The organism is Saccharibacillus sp. O23, assembly GCF_002205895.1.
In the GTDB taxonomy this organism is placed as follows: Bacteria; Bacillota; Bacilli; order Paenibacillales; family Paenibacillaceae; genus Saccharibacillus.
Genome location: NZ_NJDE01000033.1, coordinates 74,855 through 97,613, shown reverse-complemented (window position 1 = coordinate 97,613; position 22,759 = coordinate 74,855). Strand labels below are relative to the sequence as shown.

Annotated in this window: 22 protein-coding genes; 21 read left to right on the top strand and 1 reads right to left on the bottom strand. The window is 56.3% G+C overall.

The genetic code is table 11. From position 1 onward, the window contains the following. Nucleotides 1–219 precede the first annotated feature (219 nt). From CDO73_RS25960 to CDO73_RS25885, 15 genes are all read left to right on the top strand, one after another. Nucleotides 220–846 (top strand): lysophospholipid acyltransferase family protein, encoded by a 627-nt coding sequence (locus CDO73_RS25960; protein ID WP_088491424.1) that lies wholly within the window; start codon nt 220–222, stop codon nt 844–846. A gap of 185 nt (nt 847–1,031) precedes the next feature. Further along, entirely contained in the window at nt 1,032–1,928 is an 897-nt protein-coding gene (locus CDO73_RS25955) for a DMT family transporter (RefSeq protein ID WP_088491401.1), read from the top strand. A gap of 237 nt (nt 1,929–2,165) precedes the next feature. After that, nucleotides 2,166–2,933, top strand: coding sequence for a TIM barrel protein (locus tag CDO73_RS25945; protein ID WP_088491399.1), 768 nt, complete (start codon nt 2,166–2,168; stop codon nt 2,931–2,933). An 85-nt stretch (nt 2,934–3,018) separates the two neighbouring features. Beyond that, nucleotides 3,019–4,356 (top strand): hemolysin family protein, encoded by a 1,338-nt coding sequence (locus CDO73_RS25940; RefSeq protein WP_088491398.1) that lies wholly within the window; start codon nt 3,019–3,021, stop codon nt 4,354–4,356. Between the two features lie 15 nt (nt 4,357–4,371). Beyond that, entirely contained in the window at nt 4,372–5,043 is a 672-nt protein-coding gene (locus CDO73_RS25935; RefSeq protein ID WP_088491397.1) for a hypothetical protein, read from the top strand. A gap of 259 nt (nt 5,044–5,302) precedes the next feature. Continuing rightward, entirely contained in the window at nt 5,303–5,560 is a 258-nt protein-coding gene (locus CDO73_RS25930) for a YqkE family protein (protein ID WP_088491396.1), read from the top strand. A gap of 18 nt (nt 5,561–5,578) precedes the next feature. Then, a complete protein-coding gene (locus CDO73_RS25925) occupies nt 5,579–5,950 on the top strand; it encodes a nuclear transport factor 2 family protein (RefSeq protein WP_088491395.1) in 372 nt (123 codons plus the stop codon). Between the two features lie 154 nt (nt 5,951–6,104). Further along, on the top strand, nt 6,105–7,310 hold the full coding sequence (locus tag CDO73_RS25920; protein WP_088491394.1) for a GTP-binding protein: 1,206 nt from the start codon (nt 6,105–6,107) through the stop codon (nt 7,308–7,310). 53 nt (nt 7,311–7,363) lie between these two features. Beyond that, the gene (rpsN, locus tag CDO73_RS25915; protein ID WP_088491393.1) at nt 7,364–7,633 is read left to right on the top strand and encodes a 30S ribosomal protein S14; all 270 of its coding nucleotides are present in this window, start codon (nt 7,364–7,366) and stop codon (nt 7,631–7,633) included. A gap of 160 nt (nt 7,634–7,793) precedes the next feature. Continuing rightward, on the top strand, nt 7,794–7,943 hold the full coding sequence (gene rpmG / locus CDO73_RS25910; RefSeq protein WP_087801633.1) for a 50S ribosomal protein L33: 150 nt from the start codon (nt 7,794–7,796) through the stop codon (nt 7,941–7,943). A gap of 98 nt (nt 7,944–8,041) precedes the next feature. After that, the gene (locus tag CDO73_RS25905; protein ID WP_088491392.1) at nt 8,042–8,758 is read left to right on the top strand and encodes a metal ABC transporter ATP-binding protein; all 717 of its coding nucleotides are present in this window, start codon (nt 8,042–8,044) and stop codon (nt 8,756–8,758) included. Beyond that, nucleotides 8,743–9,702 carry a metal ABC transporter permease gene (locus CDO73_RS25900; RefSeq protein ID WP_256972856.1) on the top strand — a complete coding sequence of 320 codons (960 nt, stop codon included), beginning with the start codon at nt 8,743–8,745 and terminating at the stop codon, nt 9,700–9,702. Before CDO73_RS25905 ends, CDO73_RS25900 begins: the two co-directional genes overlap by 16 nt. Continuing rightward, a complete protein-coding gene (locus tag CDO73_RS25895) occupies nt 9,699–10,850 on the top strand; it encodes a metal ABC transporter substrate-binding protein (RefSeq protein WP_088491390.1) in 1,152 nt (383 codons plus the stop codon). The genes CDO73_RS25900 and CDO73_RS25895 overlap by 4 nt, the downstream gene beginning before the upstream one ends. A 119-nt stretch (nt 10,851–10,969) precedes the next feature. Further along, on the top strand, nt 10,970–11,164 hold the full coding sequence (locus CDO73_RS25890) for a YwbE family protein (RefSeq protein ID WP_088491389.1): 195 nt from the start codon (nt 10,970–10,972) through the stop codon (nt 11,162–11,164). A gap of 132 nt (nt 11,165–11,296) precedes the next feature. Further along, nucleotides 11,297–11,809 (top strand): GNAT family N-acetyltransferase, encoded by a 513-nt coding sequence (locus CDO73_RS25885; protein WP_088491388.1) that lies wholly within the window; start codon nt 11,297–11,299, stop codon nt 11,807–11,809. Nucleotides 11,810–11,945: 136 nt separating this feature from the next. On the opposite strand, the gene CDO73_RS25880 is transcribed toward CDO73_RS25885, so the two are convergent. Beyond that, complete coding sequence (locus CDO73_RS25880; protein ID WP_088491387.1) at nt 11,946–12,905, bottom strand: glycosyltransferase family 4 protein; 960 nt, start codon at nt 12,903–12,905, stop codon at nt 11,946–11,948. Between the two features lie 256 nt (nt 12,906–13,161). Between CDO73_RS25880 and CDO73_RS25875 the strand changes: the two genes are divergently transcribed. The 6 genes from CDO73_RS25875 (at nt 13,162) to CDO73_RS25850 (ending at nt 22,756) form a co-directional block, all read left to right on the top strand. Beyond that, complete coding sequence (locus CDO73_RS25875; protein WP_088491386.1) at nt 13,162–14,964, top strand: sensor histidine kinase; 1,803 nt, start codon at nt 13,162–13,164, stop codon at nt 14,962–14,964. After that, nucleotides 14,957–16,540 (top strand): response regulator transcription factor, encoded by a 1,584-nt coding sequence (locus tag CDO73_RS25870; protein WP_088491385.1) that lies wholly within the window; start codon nt 14,957–14,959, stop codon nt 16,538–16,540. Before CDO73_RS25875 ends, CDO73_RS25870 begins: the two co-directional genes overlap by 8 nt. Before the next feature lie 316 nt (nt 16,541–16,856). After that, a complete protein-coding gene (locus CDO73_RS25865; RefSeq protein ID WP_088491384.1) occupies nt 16,857–17,852 on the top strand; it encodes an ABC transporter permease in 996 nt (331 codons plus the stop codon). Between the two features lie 12 nt (nt 17,853–17,864). Next, on the top strand, nt 17,865–18,773 hold the full coding sequence (locus tag CDO73_RS25860) for a carbohydrate ABC transporter permease (protein ID WP_088491383.1): 909 nt from the start codon (nt 17,865–17,867) through the stop codon (nt 18,771–18,773). A 162-nt stretch (nt 18,774–18,935) separates the two neighbouring features. Further along, a complete protein-coding gene (locus tag CDO73_RS25855) occupies nt 18,936–20,645 on the top strand; it encodes an ABC transporter substrate-binding protein (RefSeq protein WP_088491382.1) in 1,710 nt (569 codons plus the stop codon). Nucleotides 20,646–21,037: 392 nt separating this feature from the next. Further along, complete coding sequence (locus tag CDO73_RS25850; RefSeq protein ID WP_088491381.1) at nt 21,038–22,756, top strand: ABC transporter substrate-binding protein; 1,719 nt, start codon at nt 21,038–21,040, stop codon at nt 22,754–22,756. Nucleotides 22,757–22,759: the final 3 nt, after the last annotated feature.

The following is a 22,759-nucleotide window of genomic DNA, read 5'->3' as shown; positions in this document are numbered from 1 at the left end:
AACGGATGGTTTATCGTCATTATAGGCGATCCGGAGCGCCTATGCTACCCAAATTGCGGAAAATCGCGGAACACGGCTGTTCAGGAGAAGTGGCGCATGGTACACTGAAAACGGACCAAGCCAGACGAATGTACGCGTCTTAAATTTAGGACCAGATACTAATTCGTACGATCGAAACAGACTATAAATAAACGGAATGCGGAAGGAGCAGTCGACGTGTTGTATCAACCACTCGCCAGATTTGCCAGACTGTTGTTGCGGGGATTCGGAAAATTCGAGATCATCGGAGCGGACAAACTGCCGAAGGAAGGCGGTTACGTCATTACGTGCACGCATAGAGGCTGGATGGACGTGGTGGCGCTCGGCTGCTCTCTCCTGCCGACCGAAGTTCATTTCATGGCCAAAAAAGAGCTGTTCAGCAAAAAAGTGTCCGATAAATTTTTGCGCGACATCAATGCTTTTCCGGTCGATCGCGAGAATCCGGGCCCGAGCAGTCTGAAGATTCCGATCCAACTGATCAAGCAGGGCAAAACGATCGGGATCTTCCCGTCGGGTACCCGTTCGTCCGAAGACGTGCCGCTCAAACGCGGCGCGGTCACCATCGCCAGCATGGCCAAAGCGCCGATCGTGCCGGCGGCTTACGCGGGTCCGACCGGGCTCAAAGAGCTGCTGCGCGGCAAAAAAGCCCGACTCGTGATCGGCGATCCGATCCCGACGGTCGGCGATGCCGAAGGCGCGTCCAAAGGCAAAAAAGACCTGAACGAGCTGGCCGATCGTCTGATGCTGGCCACAAGCACGTTGGAAGCGGGACTGAAGCGATTGGACGAGAGCCAACAGCCGACTTGAATCGTTCGTACGGTATTGATAGAGCACGTGGGAAGAAGCGCGCCGATCCGGCGGTGCTTCTTTTTTCTTTTGCCGAACGGGCTATTGAATCCGCGTTCGAACAAGCGTATGATCGGTAATGCGGTTACCCGAATATACATAGTTATCAATAATAACCATAAACCGCATAGAGGAGAGAATCATCGATGAAAACTTTATCCGCAGCGCAGCGTTTCGGCTTGATCGTCGCGCTCGTGCTGATCTGGGGCGTCTCGTGGTCGATCTACAAAGTCGCGCTCGATTATACGCCGCCGCTGCTGTTCGCGGGCATGCGCACCCTGCTCGGCGGACTGCTGCTTATGCTGCTGCTCCTGCCCAAACGAGGCCGGATCCGCTGGAAAGAAAACCGCAAAGTCTATCTGATCTCCGCGCTGCTTAACGTGGTGCTGTTCTACGGCCTGCAAACGATCGGATTGCTGTACATGCCGTCGGGATTGTTTACCGTGCTCGTGTATCTCCAGCCGGTGCTGGTGGGCCTGTTCGCGTCGCTCTGGCTGGACGAACGCATGACGCCGCTCAAAGCTTCCGGCCTGCTGCTCGGTTTCCTCGGCGTCGTATCCGTCAGCGTGGGCGGATTCTCGGGACATATCGCCGTAATCGGAGTGGTGTTGGCGATCGCGACCGCGATCAGTTGGGCATTCGGCACCGTTTATATCAAAAAAGCCGGAGCTTCCGTCGATGCGCTGTGGTTGGTCGCTTTTCAGTGTACGCTGGGCGGGATCGTGCTGACGCTGTCGGGTTCGATCAGCGAAAGTTGGAGCGATATCGTCTGGAACGGCGCCTACTGGACCGGGCTGCTGTTCGGCGTTTTCCTCGGCATCGCGCTGTCTTGGATCATCTACATCACCTTGACGCAAGCCGGCGAAGCGAGTCAGGTCGCGTCGTATACGTTCTTGGTTCCGCTGCTGTCGGTGCTGATCGGCACGCTGGCGCTGCACGAGCCGTTCAGCCGGTTCCTGCTGCTCGGCTTGGTGCTGATCGGCGGCGGCATCTATCTCGTCAACCGCAAAGCGCGGCCCAAACCGGCTGCGATCGCGAGCTGACGGGCAGGCGCGCGCAGAAGCATGAATCTGGACGCATTTTGCGTTTTTTCGAACAGGCCGCGAAGGCGGCGATCTTTTTTGTCCGGTCGACAGAGACAAAAGATCGCCGCCGCTTCGCGGCTTTTTCGCGTTTTGCCGTCTCGGAAGCTGATTCGCGCGCCGTCGAAACGGATAGAAGGGGCATACGGATTCGGATTCCGTTCTATTTCACGATCGACTCGAAAGGAGCCTAACCCCATGAAAATTTCCTACAACACCGAGACTCTTTTCAACGGCCGAAGCTTGTACGAAGCGCTGCCCGTCCTGCACGAGATCGGGGCGAAAGCGGTCGAATTCTGGTCTTGGGCCGACAAAGATCTGCACCGGGTGAAACAGCTATGCGAGGCGTACGATATCGAGGTCGCTTCGATGGTCGTCGTGACGGATACGCTGCTTGCGCCGTACGGCCGAGCGGAAGCGTTGAAAGAGATCGAGAAAGCGGCGGAAGCCGCTCGTTTTCTCGGCTGTCCGACTCTCGTGCACAGCGTAGGCTTCGAAATCGAAGGGCGCAGCCGGGAGCAGATGCGTTCGAGTCTCGTCGAAGGATTGAAAGAAGCCGCGCCCCTGCTCGATCGATACGGCGTGACGCTCGCGATCGAGCCGATGAACACGGTGCGCGACAAAGAGCTGTCCGGTTATTTTCTGACCACGTCGGCGGAAGCGTTCGATATCGTGCGCGAAGCGAACCATCCGCGGATCAAAGTCTGCTACGACTTTTACCATGTGCAGATCATGGAGGGGAACGTCATCGCGCGCATGCAGAACGAGATTCGGCAGATCGGGCATATCCAAGCCGCCGGCGTGCCGGGACGAAACGAACTGTTTCTCGGCGAACTGCATTACGACAGCATCTTCAACGCGATCAAACAGACGGATTACGAGGGGTATGTCGGCATCGAATATTTTCCGTCCCACGATCCTGCCGGCGATCTGCAAGAGATCCAAGCCAAACACTATACGGGTTGAACCGGAGCCTGCCTGTTCCGATCCCGCACGTCTTGTGTAAAAATGGGTATATAGGTATCACAAAGATACGGCCCGGAGGTGCGGCGTGGAAATCGTAAATATTCTGCTTGTTATTTTGCTTATCGTACTGACGGCTTTTTTTGTCGCGTCGGAGTATTCGATCATTCGGGTAAGAGTGTCGCGCATCCACCAACTGGCGGACGACGGCAACAAGAACGCGCAGGCGGTCAAAAGGATCTTGTCGAGGCTCGACGAATTCTTGTCCGCCAGCCAACTCGGCACGACGCTGACGTCGCTGGCGCTCGGTTGGCTCGGCGAATCGACGGTGGAGGAACTGCTCGCTCCCGTGTTCGTCTGGCTGCATATTCCGGAATCGGTCACGGGGGTGCTGTCGTTCCTGCTGGCGTTCCTGATCCTGACCTATTTCGAAGTCTTGATCGGGGAATTGGTGCCGAAGACGGTCGCGATCCAGATCGCGGAACCGTTGGCGCTCGCGCTGGCTCGTCCGCTGATCATTTTCTACCGCATCACGTATCCGTTCAACTGGATCTTGAGCCGTTCGTCGCGCGTCATCAGCGGGCTGTTCGGACTCAAGCCGCTGACCGAGGGCGAAGCCGCGCAGAGCGAAGCGGAGCTTCGTCTGGCGCTGTCGGAAGGTTATAAGAGCGGGGAGATTACGCCGACGGAATACCGGTATCTCAACAACGTGTTCGATTTCGACGAGCGCGACGCGCAGGAGATCATGGTGCCGCGCACGCAGATTCGCCATCTGCCGCAGGACTCGGACGTGCAGGACCTGATCGCGCTGATCGAGCCGAAGACGTACAGCTTGGTGCCGATCTCGGTCGACGAAGACAAAGATCATATCGTCGGCATGGTCAACGTCAAACAGGTGCTCAGCGATTACGTCAGACGGGGCGGCGGAGGAGCGCAGCCGATCGCGCCGTATATCCGCCCCGTGATTCAGGTGATCGAGACGGTACGGGCGCGCGACCTGCTCGGCCGGATGCAGAAAGAAGGCATTCATATGGCCGTGCTGATGGACGAATACGGCGGCACGTCGGGATTGGTGACGCTGGAGGATCTGCTGGAAGAGATCGTGGGCGATATTCCGTCCAGTTCGTCGCCGGCCGGAGGAACCGCGCCGACGCCGCTGATCCGTCCGGACGGCGACGACCGGTTCCATATCAGCGCCACCGCGCTGCTGCATGACGTGAACCGCAAGCTCGGCACGGATATCGATTCCGAAGAAGTGTATACGATCGGCGGCTGGATGCTGTCGGAGAAATTCGATCTCAAGCAGGGCGACACGCTGAGCGAAGGCGGTTGGGATTGGACGGTACGCTCGATGGAAAGCGGCCGTATTCGTCAGATCGAAGCGGTACGCGCGGTCAAGAAAGAACGGGAACCCGTGTCGACGTAAAAAGGAGGAACGAAGATGGACAAGAGGCGCTGGATGCGAAGCGGCGGCGCGGGAGCGCTGACGCTGGCGCTGCTGACGGGAGGCGCGTTCGGATCGGTATCGGCGGCCTCGGCCGCCGAAAATGCGGCGACGAATGTCCGATCGTCGCCCGCGCAGAAGCCGGCTGACGGTGCCGCCGAGAAGAAAGCCGTGATGCGGCAGGCGAATCTGGCGCTGCGCGCATTGGCCGACCGGAATTTCGCGGCGCTGGCCGAGATGGCCGGACCGGAAGGCGTTCGCTTTTCCGCGTACGCGTACGTCGTGCCGGAGAGCGACCGGATCCTGACGGCGGACGAACTGCGCGGCGCATGGACGGATCGCAACACCTACGTTTGGGGTTCCTACGACGGCAGCGGCCGACCGATCAAGCTCGATTTTCGCGGCTATTACGCCAAGTTTCTGTATAACCTGCCTTATAGCGCGCCGGACCTTGTCGGATACGATCAAGTCGTCCGCAGCAGCAATATGCCGAACAATCTGGACGAGGTCTACCCGGATAGCAAATTCGTCGAATTCTACGTCAAAGGCGGGCGCAGCGGCGCGAAGAACGTCGGCGGCATGGACTGGGGCAGCCTGCGTTTCGTATTCGAGCCGATCGACGGGGAGTGGAAGCTGGTCGGGATCGTCGGCGACCGTTGGACCGTGTGAGATTCAGGAATTTTGTGGATAAAAAAATCAGATATGTGAAGAATATGTGAAAGATCTCAACAGTTTGGGGATAAAGAAAGCGATTTTGGGGATAAAGTTGTGCATAAATATGGAATAACCTGTGAGTAAACGCAAACTTATGCACAGGTCCTCCGAAGGCGAGCGAACAGGCGCCTCGGGTTCCTTTCCCGGACAGGTCGCCGTATAATAAAAGGCAGAGGGTTCCGCGCTGAACCCGTAACCTAAGGGAGGGAACGTCATGGCTAAGAAAAAACAGCCCGCCGCCCGTCCGGCCGCATCGGACAAACCGGCCACGCTGAAAGATATGCTCAATCCCGAAGTGCTGGCAAAATTGCAGGCGCAGGCGAACGAGCTGAAGCAATCCGAAGCGGATCGCCGCGAAGAAGAACAGCGTCAAGCCGCCGAAGCCAAGAAAGCCGAACGCAAACGTCTCGAGAACGACTTCGAGTACCTGCTCGGCCAAAGCGAAGGCAAGAAGATGAACAAGTACGATTGAGCGTCGAGGGAGGATACGATGATCGAACGAGAACGGATCATTGAAGCTTATTTCGAATGTTGGATCAGCAAAAACAAAGCGGTATTGAGAGAAACGTTCGCCCCGAGCATTATCTATTCCGAATCTTACGGGCCCGAATATCACGGAATCGATACGGTCGAAAAGTGGTTCGACGATTGGAACGAACGCGGAAACGTGTTGGCTTGGGAGATCAAGCAGTTTATTCACCAAAGCGGCTTAACGGCTGTCGAATGGTACTTCAAGTACGATTACGATGCGGAAGTCGACGAATTCGACGGGGTGTCGTGGATCGAATTCGACGCCGATAACTTGATCGTGAATTTGAAAGAGTTCCAATCCAAACTGCCGCATTACGATCCGTACAAGTAAAAGGCTTTAGCCGAAAAACTCCACATTCGCATGTCCGAAATCCGGTCTCGGCCGGGTTTCTTTTTTATGCGCCCGTTGACAAGCCGCAAGCAGCGGGAGTATAGTGTCTTTTGTTAATCGTAATAATTACTATTTGAACGAAGGAGCGGTATGAATGGAAAGCCGAAAGATTCCGGTCACCGTCCTGTGCGGTTATTTGGGATCGGGGAAGACTACCCTGTTGAATCATATTCTTCATAATCGTCAGGGCTTGAAAGTGGCGGTCATCGTCAACGATATGAGCGAGATCAACGTGGATGCGGGCCTCGTGGCCGGCGAAGCGGGATTGTCGCGAACGGAAGAGAAACTCGTGGAGATGTCGAACGGCTGCATCTGCTGCACGCTGCGGGAAGATCTGCTGCGCGAGGTGGAACGTCTGGCGGACGAAGGGCGGTTCGACTATATCCTGATCGAATCGACGGGCATCAGCGAACCGGTGCCGATCGCCCAGACGTTCAGCTACGCCGACGAGGTTACGGGCGTAGACCTGACTTCCGTCGCGAAGTTGGACTGCATGGTAACGGTGGTGGACGCATATCGCTTCTGGCACGATTTCGAATCGGGCGAGAGTCTGCTGGCGCGCGGCCAAGCGACGGGCGAAGAAGATCTGCGCGACGTGACCGATCTGCTGATCGATCAGGTGGAGACGTGCGACGTGCTGCTGCTCAACAAATGCGATCTGGTCGAAGAATCGGAACTGCAGCGTCTCGAAGGCGTGCTGCGCAAGCTTCAGCCGTCGGCGAAGATCATCCGTACGGTACGGGGCGAAGTCGATCCGGCGGAGATCCTGAATACGGGCTTGTTCGATTTCGAGCAGGCGAGTTTGTCTCCGGGTTGGATCCGCGAGCTGCAAAAAGAAGAACATACGCCGGAAACGGAAGAATACGGCATCGGTTCGTTCGTGTATCGCCGCCGACGTCCTTTTCACCCGGAACGTTTGGCGGAAGTATTGGGCGAATGGCCGTCCGAAGTCGTTCGGGCCAAAGGGCTCGTCTGGATCGCGACCGGACAGGATTGGGCGGCCAGTCTGAGCCAAGCGGGACCGTCGATTCAATTCGGACCGGCCGGCAATTGGATCGCGGGACTTCCCGCGGACGAACGCGAAGAGCTGCTGGCGCAGCAGCCCGAATCGAAGCAGGATTGGGACGAGCGTACGGGCGATCGGATCACCGAGTTCGTGCTGATCGGCATCGACATGGAGCGCGCAGAAATCGAAGCGGAGCTGGACGCGTGCCTGTTGAGCGACGAAGAAATGCAGGCGGATTGGGCGACTTTTGCGAACCCGCTGCCGTGGCCGATCCCGGAACCCGAGACGGTCTGATCCGATCACGATAGAGAATAACCGATTCATCCCAAACAAAAGGAGCGATCAAGATGGCCAAAAAATCCAAAGTCGTACGCGAGAAAAAACGGCAGGAAACGGTAGCGAAGTATGCGGAGCTGCGAAAAGAATTGAAAGCCAAAGGCGATTACGCGGCTCTGCAAAAATTGCCGCGCGACGCGTCGCCGACCCGGCTCAAAAACCGCTGCGAGATGACGGGACGTCCCCGCGGTTATCTGCGCAAGTTCAGAGTCTCCCGCATCATGTTCCGCGAATTGGCGCACAAAGGCCAGATTCCGGGCGTCACCAAATCGAGCTGGTAAGCGGGCGACTATCGTCCGAAGCAGAAGGATAGGCCGGTTGACAGAGGCGCAAGGGCTGTTTATACTTTATTTTATTCGTAAAAATTACGATAACTATTAAATCGCAAGTCGAAGTTCGTATCGGACGCGCTTCGACGCCGATTACAGGAGGATACAGACTATGAGAGTGATCGTAACGCTGGCCTGCACCGAATGCGGAGACCGCAATTATACGACGACCAAGAACAAACGCAATCATCCGGAACGTCTGGAATTGAAAAAATACTGCCCGCGGCTTAAGAAATACACGATTCACCGGGAAACGCGTTAAGCAAGTATCTTGACCTTCATCGTTGACAGGGTACCGAACGGACGACAAATTTTTTTGGACATTTATAAATCGTAATGATTACGCAAGGAGCGATCGATATGCTGTTGTCTTCCATGAGAAACGTCGTGTTCGGTTACGGGGAAGCTCCCGTGGTGCAAGGGATCTCTCTGGACGTCTATCGGGGCGAATTCTTGGGCATCAGCGGACCGAACGGTACGGCCAAGACGACCGTGCTCAAGCTGCTGCTCGGACTGCTGAAACCGTGGAGCGGCACGATCGAACTGAATGCGGAAGCGTTCGGCGGCGCCAAGCCGACGATCGGATACGTGCCGCAGCATGCCGCTTCGTTTAACGCCGGCTTTCCGAGCCGGGTAATCGAATTGGTGCGTTCGGGCTGTCATGGAAGACTGGGCTTGTTCGGCCGCCTCGGACCGGAGCAGGAGCGGCTCGTCCGAAGCAGTCTGGAGCAGGTCGGCATGTGGGAACTGCGGCGGCGGCGGATCGGCGAGCTGTCCGGCGGGCAGAAGCAGCGGGTATGCATCGCGAGAGCGCTTGTGCAATGTCCCGACGTGCTGATTCTCGACGAACCGACGACGGGCATGGACGCGCGAAGCCGCACCGAATTGTACCGGCTGATGCGGCATCAGACGCGGCATCACGGCATTACCGTCGTGATGGTGACGCACGGACTGGAAGAAGCCGAACGGTATCTGGACCGCATCGTGACGCTGGAACGGACCGAAGCAGAAGCGGTCGGGGAGACGGCTGCGGAGGCGGACAGAAACGATCTCGACGATCGATGGGAAACGGAGTGACGACGATGCTGGCTTACGAATTCATGCAGCGGGCGATGTTGGCCGGCGCGATGCTCGGTCTGATCGCGCCGGTGCTGGGCGTGTATCTGATGCTGCGGCGCCAGGTCTTGATGGCCGATACGCTGTCGCATGTCTCTCTCGCGGGCGTGGCCGCAGGCAGCCTGCTCGGCGCGAACCCGTCGATCGGCGGATTCGCGGCGGCCGTGATCGCGGCGCTGCTGATCGAGCGGCTGAGAAGCTTGTATCGTACATACGCGGAAGTGCCGGTCGCGATCATGATGACGGGAGGTCTCGCGACCGCGGTCGTGCTGATGAGTTTCGGCAAGACGCTGTCGCAGAGTTTCAGTTCTTACCTGTTCGGTTCGATCGTCGCCGTCAGCGATACGCAGCTTTGGTTGATCGGCGGCGCGGCCGGAATCGGGTTGATCTTTTTCGCGGTGTTCCGCCGTCCGCTGTACGCGCTGACCTTCGACGAAGAAACGGCGGGAATCTCGGGCGTGCCGGTTCGGGCGTTGTCGATCGCTTTTTCGGTGCTGACGGGAATGACGGTCACGGCGGCCATGCCTGTCGTGGGCGTGCTGCTGGTATCGGCGCTGCTGGTGCTGCCGGCCGCGCTGGCTCTGCGGATCGCGGGAGGATTCTTGTCGGCGATCTTATTGTCGGTCTTGATCGGTCTGGCGGGAATCTTCGGCGGACTGACCTTGTCTTATGCCGCGAATACGCCGCCGGGGGGCACGATCGCGCTGCTGCTGCTGGCTTTTCTGCTGCTCGGCATGGCGGCGCGGAAGCTGTGGCTGATCGGCAGACGGCGCGCGAACGGCGGGTATTCTACGCGCAATAAGCCGCAAGCTTCCCGAACGGCGGCGCGAACGATCGCAACAGTCGCCGAAAGAACAGGCAAGTCTCAAGCTACGAACGGAAAGGAAGGAATCGAACCGGGATGAAAACGAGAACCGATACATTTAAAGCGGGCGTAGGCGCTTCGCTGCTGAGTTTGATGTTGATTATAGGAGGCTGCGGTTCGAACGCGTCAGGCGTCGCGAATTCGGGATCTTCGCCGGAAGGAAACGCCGATGCGCAGGCGTCGAGCGGCGCGGCCGAGACGCAAACGGCAAGCAAACTCAAAGTCGAAGCGAGTTTCTATCCGATGTACGAGTTCGCGCGCGGCGTCGGCGGCGATCTGGCCGATGTCGAGCTGCTCGTGCCGTCCGGTACGGAGCCGCATGACTGGGAACCGACGCCGCAGGATATCGCGAAGATCGAAGACGCGGATCTGCTGATCTATAACGGAGCGGGCATGGAGAGCTGGGTCGATCAAGTCTTGGACGCTTCGTCGAATTCGAAGCTTCGCGCCGTCGAAGCGAGCAAAGGCCTGGATATCATGGAAGGTTCGGAAGAAGAGGAACACGACCATGACCACGGCGCGGCCGAAACCGAAGAGCATGACCATGATCACGAGGCGGGAGAAGCGCATTCCCATGAATCCGGCGAAGACCACGATCACGCCGCTGAAGAAGCGCATGATCACGAAGGCGAGGAAGCGCACGGCCACGATCACGACCACGGCGGACTCGATCCGCACGTATGGCTTTCTCCCAAGCTTGCCGTACAAGAAGTCCGGAACATCGAAGCCGCTTTCGCGGAAGCCGATCCGGATCATGCGGCGCAGTATAAAAGCAACGCCGACGCTTACGTCGCGAAGCTCGAAGCGCTCGACGCGGAATTCAAAAGCAGGCTGACGGGAACGAAGCGGACCGATTTCGTTACGCAGCACGCGGCTTTCGGCTATTTGGCGCGCGATTACGGATTGACCCAAGTTCCGATCGCGGGATTGTCGCCGGATCAGGAACCGTCGGCCCGCGAGATGGCGGAAGTCGTCGAATTCGCGAAGCAGCACGACGTCAAGACGATCTTTTTCGAAACGCTGGTGTCGTCGAAGGTAGCAGAGACGATCGCGGCCGAGATCGGCGCCAAGACCGACGTGTTGAACCCGCTCGAAGGCCTCACTTCGGAAGAGACGGCCGCCGGGGAAGATTATCTGTCGGTTATGCGCAAGAATCTCGAAGCGTTGAAAAAAGCGCTCGACGAATAGAAGCTTTCTTTGCGTCAAGCCGCCGTTCGCCCGAGCGCGAATCGGCGGCTTTTTTGCGTTTGGGCGCGTCTGTTGCCTATGCTATGATGGAGGGAACTGATCGAGAAGGAGAGAATCGCATGAACGGAAAAAACCGATCCGCTATCCGGCCGGGAATCACGGTCGATATCGTATTGAAGAAAGACCAACCGACCGGAGCGCTGACGAGAGGCGTCGTCAAAGACATCTTGACCAATTCCGCCACGCACCCGCACGGCATCAAAGTCCGGCTTCAAGACGGGCAAGTGGGCCGCGTGAAACAGATTATCGAATGAACGCCGATCGAAGTCCGTCCCGCGATTAGAGAAGGAACGATCGCGTTTAATAGTAGGGTGACGGCGGCATTGCTTCATAAGCTTAGGGCCGGCGCACGAAGCGGCCGGAAGCGAAGACAGGAGGGACGCAGGATGAGCAGCATGCCTCAAGGGACGGAAACGAAAGTGGAGCTGAAGTTTTTCCGTCCGGAATACGAGAAAGCTCTGTTCGAAGACTATCAGGTATCCGCTGAACAAGAGAAGCATACGGCTTTGCCGGTAAGAGCCATCCAATTGTGCAGGGAAGATCGGGATCGCCATGCTATCGTGATCGTGGCGGACAGGAAGCCCGTCGGCTTCTTCGTGCTTCATCGGGGCGACCGGATTCGCAGCATTACCGATTCGCCGCGCGCGATGCTGGTGCGGTCGCTGTCGGTCAATTTGCCCGAGCAGGGAAAAGGGTATGCCAAACGCGCGATGACGATGCTGCCCAAGTTCGTCAGCGATTATTTTCCCGACATGAACGAGATCGTGTTGGTCGTCAATTCCGGTAACGAAGCCGCGCTTCGCCTCTACCAGCAGGCCGGATTCGAAGATCGCGGCCATCGCAAAGAAGGTCCGGTCGGAACTCAGGTTCTGCTTCATTACCGGATGAACCGCAAATGAACGGACGGATACAAGGCGGAGAACGTGCGCGCGCCTAAAGGCGCGGACGCAGAGAAGCCCCGCAGGTTCGATCGAAGCTCGATCGAACCTGCGGGGCTTTTTCTATTAGAGACGTCTGCGGGCTGCAAGGCCGAGACTAGATCGGCAGCAGGACCAGGATGATCGAAGACAAGCTGAGGCAGACGCTGACCAAGCAGAGCACGAACAGCACCTGCTTCGGGTTGAGCCCGCTCGACAGCAGGCGGTAATGGATCTGCGAAGCGTCGGCTTCGTAGATTTTCTGGCCGTTCTTCAGCCGTTTGAGCACGACGAAGATGTTGTCGAAGATCGGCACGCCGAGCGCGAGAATCGGCACGAACAACGACAGCACGGTCGCCTGCTTGAACGCGCCGTCGAGCGCGATGATCGCCAGAATGAAGCCGAGGAACGTAGCGCCGGAATCGCCCATATAGACTTTGGCCGGAGGTTTGTTGTACTTCAGGTAAGCGAGGCCGACGCCGACGAGGCTGATCGCCATAACGGCGGAGTTGCTCTCCTGTTGGGCGATCGCGACGACGAACAGCGTGCCCGCGGAGATCGTGGCCAGACTTCCGGCCAGTCCGTCAAGGCCGTCCGTGAAGTTGATCACGGTCGTCACGCCGAAGATCCACAGCAGCGTCAGCACGAGCTGAAGCCATTCCGGAAGCACGACGTAAGTATCGGTAAACGGATTGGAGAAGCCGGAGAAGCGGATCCCGGCCAGATAGACGAGCAGCGCGGCCAAGAGCTGCACGATCAGTTTGGGCAGAGCCGGGAATTCTCGGCGGCTGACCTTGTACCAATCGTCGACCAGACCGATCAGCAGAATCAGCAGCGAACCTCCGAGCACGGCGGCGGATTCGATCAAAGTCATGTCGCTGAACGATATGTAAGTGACGGCGAAGCCGACGAACAACGCGATTCCCGCCATCAGCGGAATCGGTTCCCGGTGCAGCTTGCGTTCGTTGTCCGGACGCGGTTTATCGACGAAATCGAGCTGCACCGCCCATCTTCGCAGAACGGGAATCAAGATCAAGGCAATGACCAGGGACAGCAGAAAAGCGGCTAAATAATGCATATACCCTCCTTAGAACAGACGGCGCGGCCCGGCGTGCGAACGATCCTCCGGTCGGGAGGACGCGCGAAACGCGAAGCGCGGCGCGGCTTTGCACTGTTGTCAGTATAGACCGCTTTCGGCGAATTCGCAACGGAACAAATCCGCTCCGGGACCCGGCTGAACAGCGGCTTCGTTCTGTGTTATGATGAGAAGGAGTCGCAGGGCGACCGGCCAGGCGCAGCCGCAACCGACGCGCCGCTTTACGGGGGACGACAGCGTGAGAAAACGATTCGTAAGATGGCTGAACGATATGAAAATCCGCAACAAGTTGATCTTCTTTTATGTAATCGTTGTCATGATTCCGGTATTGATCGTCGGCTTTATCGTGATTCAGTATTTCCGATTGGACGCGCTTCAGAAAGCGACGGAGCAGACCGAAAATAACGTGCAGCGCATCAAGACGCAGACGGAAAACCTGCTGAACGTGCCGATTCGCGTCTCCAACCAACTTCTGCTCGATAAAGACATGGAACGCGTAGCCACGACGACGTATTCGAACGACGATCCGTTCCAACTCGTCAATGCTTACCGCGAATATACGGATTTTACGGACTACGTCCGTTCTTATAGCGAAATCCGCAGCATCCAACTGTATACGGACAATCCGACGCTGCTCGACAACCTGCAATTCATGGACGCCGACAGCACGATTCGTGCTACGGTCTGGTACGAGAAAGCGATGCAGGCGCGCGTGATCAATTGGATGTACATCGACGACTTGAACCATCCCAACGGCGTCTCGCCCAAACAGCTAAGCTTGGTTCGCCAGATCTTTTTCCCGACCAGCGGCAAACGCAGCGTATTGGTCATCCAAGTGGATACCGGCTATCTGAACTCGCTGCTCAGCCAAGAACCGTTCGATACGATGATCGCCGACGAAGACGGCAACATCGTCGCGGCCAAAGATCCTTCCGCGATCGGACGCACCCTCGTCGATATGGGCTTCGAGGTCGGCGGAGGCGCCGCGGAACGCTCGTTCGAACGAGAGATCGACGGGATGGATTACCGCGTCTCGATCAATACGCTGATTCCCGACTCCAGCAAAAGCGGGCTGACGATCGTCTCGGCCTTTTCCTCGGAAAGCATCGTGCACGACGCCAATCGGATCGGGCTGATCGGAGCCGGACTGATCGTGTTCATTCTGCTGATGGCTCTGCTTGCCGTCTATTTCAATTCGCGCCTGATCAGCTCGCGTCTGCTCAAGCTCAACCGCAGCCTGAACCGCGTGGCCGAAGGCAATCTGGATACGGTGTCGCGGATCGACGGACAAGACGAGATCGGCCAACTGTCGGAACAGTTCAACTATATGGTCACCAATATCAAAGAATTGATGCATCAGGTCTACGAAGCGAGCGAAGCGAACAGCCGCCTTGAAGTGATGCAGCGCGAGATCAAGCTCAAGATGCTCGCCAGCCAGATCAATCCGCATTTCCTGTTCAACGCGCTGGAATCGATCCGCATGCGCGCCCACGTTCAAGGGGAAAAGGACATCGCGCGCGCCGTTCGTCTGCTCGGCAAGCTGATCCGCCGCAATCTGGAGATCGGCAACCGGCATACGACGCTTAAGAACGAACTGGATATGGTGGAGTCTTACTTAGAGATTCAGAAGTTCAGGCACGGCGACCGTCTGCATTATACGCTCGCGGCTCAGCCCGATACGCTTGAAGTCCTGCTGCCGCCTCTTCTGGTACAACCGCTGATCGAAAACGCTATCGTTCACGGGTTGGAAAACAAAGAAACGGAAGGCAGCGTGGCGCTGCACGCCGTTCGGATCGGCGACGAGGTGTTGATCGACGTCATGGACAACGGAGCGGGCATGACGCCCGAACGGCTGCGTCAGGTCGAAGAGTCGATCCGGGAGAAGGACGAGAAAGAAGAGAGCCGAATCGGGCTTCGCAACGTGCACCAGCGGTTGGTCATGACGTACGGGGAAGAGTGCGGGCTTCGCATTTCCAGCGAGCTCGGCAAAGGAACGCAAATCTATTTCAAGATACCCGCCGGGAGGGACGAATATGTATAAAGTGCTGATTGTGGACGACGAGCCGATGATTCGCGAAGGACTGCGGACGATCGTCGATTGGGAATCCGAAGGGTTCGAGATCGTGGATACGGCATCGAACGGCAAAGAAGGCTTGGAGAAGTTCGGTCAGATCCAGCCGGACCTGACGATCGTGGATATCCGGATGCCGGGAATGACCGGATTGGATCTGATCGAACGCGTGCGCCAAGAGAACGTTTCGGCGCATTTCTTGATCTTGAGCGGCTATGCGGAATTCGATTATGCCAAACGGGCGATCGTCAGCGGCGTCAGCGGGTACCTGCTCAAGCCGGTGGACGAGGACGAGCTGGTGGACGAACTGCGCCGCGTGCGCGAACTGCTGGAGCGCGAACGCGAGGCCCGCAGCAGCCGCACCGAACAGGAAGCGGCGCTTCCCAAAGCGCAGCTCGTCGAAGAACTGCTGTTCGAAGACGAGCTGTTGGACGAAGAGCAGCGCGGCCGATTGGCCGAAGCGCTCGGACTCTCCGCGCCGGCTTACCGTGTCGCGCTGCTGGACGCGCACGGTTCGGCAGAAACGGAATCCCGTCAGCACGCCGCGTTTCGTCAACGGTTGAAAGAAGCGTTCGAAGAAAGCGGGGAAGGGGTGCTGTTCTCGGCCGGTTCGCGGATCGGCCTGCTGATCGTCCGCCAGAACTTGGTGGAACGGCCGGACGCTCTGCGCGCCCATCTGGCCGATACGGCGGGCGAACTCGAATTTCACGCCTCCTGCGGTCCTATGGTCCATGACCTCTCGGCGATCGCGTCTTCGTTCCGCGAAGCCGAGCGCCTGCTGCACGCCCGCTTTTTCTTCGAAAACGGAACGCTGATCGATGCCGCCGCTCACGAAGCTTTATTCCCGGCGGCCGACAGGGCGGAAAGCGGAGACGAGACCGAAGACGGTCCTCAATTGGGCGACAAGCTGTATTACGCGCTGGATATCCGCAGTCGGGACGCCGTGGAGAAAGTGCTCGGCGAACTGGAGCGCGCGGCGATGAGCCGGAGAATGGACGAGAACGCGATTCGGGGCGAATATTCGCGCACGCTGTCGCTCGCGATCGGCAAACTGTCTTCGGGCGGTTCTTCGGCGGCGGAACTGGCGCAGAGCTATCACAGCCTGCTGCTGTCCGAAGTCAATCAGGCGCAGAGTTACGGAGCGCTCAAACAACGCGTCGGCACGCGGCTGTTCGAATTGATCGACCGTTTCGGCGGCGCGAACAAAGATACCGTGCTGAAGCAGATGATCGACTTTATCCGCCGCAATTACAGCGAGAACTTGAAGCTTGAAGTATTGGCCGAGATGTTCGGATACAACAGCGGTTATCTGGGCAAGCTGTTCAAAAATTATACCGGCGAATATTTTAACGCTTTCGTGGACAAAGTGCGGGTCGAGAAAGCCAAAGAACTGCTCGCGCAGGGGCTTAAAGTGCATCAAGTGGCGGCGAACGTCGGCTATTCGAACGCCGATTATTTCCATTCCAAATTCCGCAAGTACGTCGGAACGTCTCCGTCGGCTTATCGCAGCGAAGCGCATCACGAGCAGCAGGGCGGCGAATCGTAAATCGAAGGCGCGTTTTCCGAAGTCCGGTTCCCTTTTCGGGAATCGGGCTTTTTTCGCGTGCCGCAAAAGAGCCGATCGGACATTTTTTGAATCCGTTTTCAATTCGGGCGAACGCAGGTTGTTTTCACTCTGATTTTTCGAATATTCGCTCCGGACGCAAGATCTCTAATTTATCCCCCCTTTTTTCGCGAATTATCGGATGAAACGTTTTCGATGTCTAATTTTTGCATGATTTTGTCTAAAATTCGTGGGGTATGCGCTTTCATTCAAAACAATTATCATTAAACCATAAAGGAAATCAGGAGGGGTCATACACATGGAAACGCTCACACCAGGCGGTAATTCCAACAAAAGCCCAGGTGCTCCTGCTGCCGAAGCAGAAGTTGGTAAGCGCTTTAAAAAGCAAAGTTTCTGGCGTACTGCTCTGCAGCAAAAGTATCTGTATTTAATGTCTGTGCCTTTTATCATTTGGGCGTTCGTCTTCAGTTATCTGCCGCTATGGGGCTGGACGATGGCCTTCCAAGACTTCAAACCGGCCAAACCGTTCCTCGATCAGAAATGGGTCGGCTTCAAGCACTTCGTCGAATTGTTCTCCGATGACCGCTTCTACCTCGCGCTTCGCAATACGCTGGCGATGAGCGTGCTCAGCCTCGTGGTCGGTTTTATCATTCCGATCATCTTCGCCGTCCTGCTGAACGAACTTCGCGGCATCATGTTCAAACGTTTCGTGCAAACGGTCTCTTATCTGCCCCACTTCGTATCGTGGGTCGTCGTAGCCGGCATCGTCACGAAGATGCTGTCGACGCAAGGCGGCGCGATCAACGATCTCTTGGTCGGACTGCATATCATCAACGAACCGATCCAATTCATGGCGAAAGGCAATTGGTTCTGGTACATTGTAACCGCTGCCGACGTCTGGAAAGAAATGGGCTGGAACACGATCATCTATTTGGCGGCCATCACGGGTATCGATCAGGAGCAGTACGAAGCGGCTCGGGTCGACGGCGCCAACCGTTACAGACAAATGTGGCATATCACTCTGCCGGGCATCCGGACCACGATCTCCGTATTGTTCATCATGGCGATCGGTCACCTGATGCAGATCGGTTTCGAGAAACAATTCCTTTTGGGCAACAACTTGGTGCTGGAATACTCGCAAGTGCTCGAACTGTACGCGCTCCAGTACGGATTGCAGATGGGACGCTTCTCGTACGGTACCGCAATCAGTATCTTCAACTCCGTCGTCAGCGTAATCCTGCTGTTCACGGTTAACGGCATCTTCAAAAGAGTATCCAAAGAAAGCATCATGTAAGGGGGAAACGTTATGGCAGCACCTAAAGCATTCAACGCCACACGCGGCGATAAAGTATTCGACGTCGTCAACATCGTCATTATGTCGCTGGTCCTGATCGTTACCTTGTATCCGTTCTTGAACGTGCTGGCGATCTCGCTCAACGAGTCCACCGATACGGTCAGAGGCGGCGTCACGATCTTCCCGCGGGTTTTCACTTTCGATAACTATCAACAGATCTTCCAGTACGAAGGGCTGGTTCGCGGTCTGTGGGTGTCGATCCTTCGGACCGTAGTGGGCACCTTGTTCGGTCTTGCCAGCGCCTCCATGTTGGCTTACGTTCTCAGCCGACCGGACTTCCAAGCTCGCAAGTTCACTTCGATCTTCCTGGTCGTCACGATGTATGTCAGCGGCGGCATGATTCCGGTCTACATCCTGTTCCGCGACCTGCACCTGCTGGGCACGTTCTGGGTATACGTTCTGCCGGGCGTCGTCAGCGCCTTCAACGTCATCGTTATCCGTTCCTTCATGGACGGCCTGCCGTACGCGCTGCAAGAATCGGCCAAGCTCGACGGCGCGAACGACTTCACGATCTTCTGGAAGATCATTCTTCCGCTCTGTAAGCCGGTACTCGCGACGATCGCGCTCTTCTTGGCGGTCGGTCAGTGGAACTCTTGGTTCGACTCGTACCTGTACAACGGCAGCCATCCGGAATGGACGACGCTGCAGTTCGAACTGATGAAGGTGCTTCAGAGCACCCAGCAGGGCGGCAGCGGTCAGCAGATCAACACAGCCAACATGGCAGAGCAAATGAAGCAGATCTCGCCGGAATCGATCAAGATGGCGATCACCATCGTCGTTACCGTGCCGATCTTGATCGTGTATCCGTTCCTGCAAAAATACTTCGTCAGCGGCATGACGCTGGGCGCGGTAAAATCGTAATCGACGGCAATTTCGGCAGTTCGGTATTTACGGGAGGCTCCGGCCTCCCGATATACAAAGGGCGCGAGGCTTAGCGATCCGGAACGGTTCCGGACGGTTTGACCCGAAGACCCATATAGAGATAAGACTTTCAGGGTGATTTGAAAAGGGAGGTTTTCGAAAGTGGTAAGCAAAAAAGCAAAATGGATCGCGCCGGTCGCTCTGGCATCGGTCGTCGGTCTGACGGCATGCGGCGGCGGTACGAGCGATAGCAAAGGCGCCAGCGACGGCGCAGCGGCGGCCGACAGCACCGCTCCGGTCACGTTCAGTCTGTTCAGCGCGGACGCCAATCCGAACTGGAACAATATGCAGGACGACGTCGGTAAAGCCATCACGGAAAAAACGGGCGTTACGCTCAAAGCGGAATACGCGGTCGGCGGAGATACGCAAAAAGTCTCGCTGATGATCGCATCCGGCGAATATCCGGACCTGATCATGCCGAAAGGCGATACGAGCAAGCTGGTGGAAGCCGGCGCGCTGGTCGACTTGACGGATCTGATCGACAAATACGCGCCGAACATCAAAGCTTTGTACGCCAACGATATGAATCGTCTGAAATACAGCAAAGACGACCAATCGATCTATATTCTGCCGACTTATACCGGCGTAGGACAAACTTCGTTCGACGCGGGCGGCGGCTTCGAGCTGCAGTTGGAAGTGCTCAAAGAGCTGGGCTATCCGGAGATCCGTACGCTCGACGATTACGAGAAAGCGATCAAAGATTACTACGCGAAAAATCCGACGATCAACGGCCAACCCACGATTCCGCTTTCGCTCAACGCGGACGACTGGCATATCATGATCGGCGTAACCAACCCGGCGTTCCTCGCTACCGGTCTGCCGGATAACGGCGAATTCTATATCAATCCGGAAACGTACGACGCGATGCTGCATTACAAACGTCCGGAAGAAAAAGAATATTTCCGTTGGTTGAACAAGATGAACAGCGAAGGGCTGCTGGACAAAGAAACGTTCACGCAAAAACGCGACCAATACCTGGCGAAAATCTCCAGCGGACGCGTATTGGGCACGATCAACCAAGAGTGGGACTACAGCGAAGCCGAAAACACGCTGAAAGGTTCGAGCGATCCGACGATGCAGAACCGCATCTACGGACACTTCCCGGTTACGCTGAACAAAGAAATGAAAGACCATTCGTTCATGGACGTCGGTTTCCCGGGCGGTTACGGCATCGGCATCACGACGAACTTGGACGAAAACCAACGGATCCGCGCGATCAAGTTCCTCGACTGGCTCGCTTCCGACGAAGGCCAAGTGCTGAACAACTGGGGCATCGAAGGCAAGCAGTATAACGTCGAGAACGGCAAACGCGTAATTCCGCAAGAGATCCAAGACCGCAAAACGAACGACAGCGCGGCGTTCACCAAAGAAACGGGCATCGGTCAATATACGCTTATGTCCCCGCACTACGGCGACGGCGTGAAAGACAAGACCGACAACTATTACACGGCGAACTTCCCGGAACAGATTCAGAACGCGTATACGCAGCCGGAGAAGGATGCGCTCAAGAAATACAACGCGACCACTTGGAAAGACTTGTTCCCGAAAGCGGAAGAACTGGGCACGAGCGCATGGGGCGCGGCGTACAACCTGCCGGCTCCGAGCGATCCGTCCTACACGGTCGCTTTCCAGAAATCGCAGGATATCGTGCGCAAACGGATTCCGGAAGCGATTCTGGCTACGCCGGATAAATTCGACGCGATTTACGACGGCATGATCGAAGAACTGAACTCCGCGGATATCGTGGAAATGGAAAAAATCTTCTCGCAGCAGATCAAAAACACGGTCGAACTGTGGGGCACCGGCAAGTGATTCAACGGCTTCGAAGTTAAGTTTTCAGAAAAAGGACCCTCTAAAGGGTCTTTTTTCTTTTATCAACAAAAATAAACATTTATGGTTGACAAAAAGGGTTTCGGAAGTTATATTCTATCTGTAAGCACTTACAACATTAAATGAAGGAATAAATCAAGCCTGCTCCGAAAACGGTTCACTCTTAACAGAGCCAAGATTATTAACTAATAATAATCAAGACAGAACCGGATAAAAGAGCAAACTTTTTTATTAATAATGTAAACGCTTTATTAAAAGGTTTGAGAGAATGAGAGAAGCGGCAAATTAGAGAGATCGGCAAGTCAGGGATCGGTATGATCGGGTTACGCCCGTTGTACACATATAAAATCCATCCTAAAGGGGGATGAAGATTCATGAAGGGGAAAACGAAAAAAATGGCGGCGCTGCTCATGACGAGCACGCTGGTAGTAGCAGCAGGATGCGGCGGTGGCGGAGATAAGACGGCGACGACGGAGCCGGCAAAAGGAACGGATGCGGCCGAAGCGACGACGCCGAGCACCGAACCCGTAACATTCTCGTTCTTCGGCGGCGACGCCAGCCCGAACTGGAACAACATGCAGGACGCAGTCGGCAAAGTCATCACGGAAAAGACGGGCGTATCGCTGAAAGCGGAGTTCGCCGTTAGCGGAACGGACCAACAGAAGATCGCTTTGATGATCGCTTCGGGCGACTACCCTCAAATCATCTTCCCTAAAGGCGAAACGAGTAAGCTCGTCGAAGCGGGCGCTATGGTCGATCTTACCGATCTGATCGATCAATACGCACCGAACATCAAGAAGATCTACGGGCCGTACATGAACCGCCTCAAATTCAGCAAAGATGACCCTTCCATTTACACGATCCCGACCAACGCGATGGTCGATCAGACTTCGTTCGACGCGGGCGGCGGTTTTGAACTTCAGCTTGAAGTCCTCAAAGAACTGGGCTACCCGGAAATCCGCACTGTCGAAGATTTCGAGAAGGCGCTCAAAGACTATTATGCGAAACACCCGACGATCGACGGTCAACCGACGATCCCGCTGCTTCTGAACGCGGACGATTGGAAGATCATGATCACCGTAACGAACCCTGCCGTGTATGCGACGGGCGGTCCGGATGACGGCGAATACTATATCGATCCGGAAACGTACGAAGCGAAACTGCACTACAAACGTCCGGAAGAAAAAGAATACTTCAAATGGCTGAACCACATGTACAACGAAGGCCTTCTGGACAAAGAAACCTTCACGCAAAAGAACGATCAATACTTGGCGAAGATCGCCAGCGGCCGCGTACTCGGCCTGATCGACCAAGACTGGGATTTCAACGATGCCGTAAACTCCCTGAAAAGCGCGGGCAAACACGAGCGCACTTACGGCCACTTCCCGGTTACGCTGAACGAAAACTATAAAGACCATTCCTTCGTCGATATCGGCAACGGTTCCGGCTACGGCGTAGGCCTAACGACGGCTCTGAGCAAAGACGAGCAAATCCGCGCGATCCAATTCTTGGATTGGATGGCTTCCGACGAAGCTCAGGTTCTCAACAACTGGGGCATCGAAGGTCAACAGTACAAGATGGAGAACGGCAAACGCGTGATTCCGGACGACGTTCAAGATCGCAAAACGAACGACAACGCGAACTTCACCAAAGAAACGGGTATCGGCTTGTACGCTCCGTTGTCCGTTCGTTACGGCGACGGCGTGAAAGACCCTTCGGGTAACTACTACACGACCAACTATCCGGAGCAAATCACGAAGAACTACAGCGAGCCGATGAAAGAAGCCCTGAAAGCTTATAACGCGACGACTTGGAAAGACCTGTTCCCGGGCAAAGACGAGTTCCCGGTCAAAGCATGGGGCGCAGCGTACAATCTGCCGGCTCCGAGCGACCCGGACTACACGGTCGCTTTCCAAAAATCGCAGGACATCGTGCGTAAAGCGATCCCGGCCGCAATCGTTGCGAAACCGGACCAATTCGATGCCATCTACGATCAAATGCTTACCGAGCTGAACGGCAACGGCATTCCGGAAATGGAAGCCAAGTACACGCAATTGATCAAAGATACGGTCGAAGCTTGGAGCGCGAAATAATCC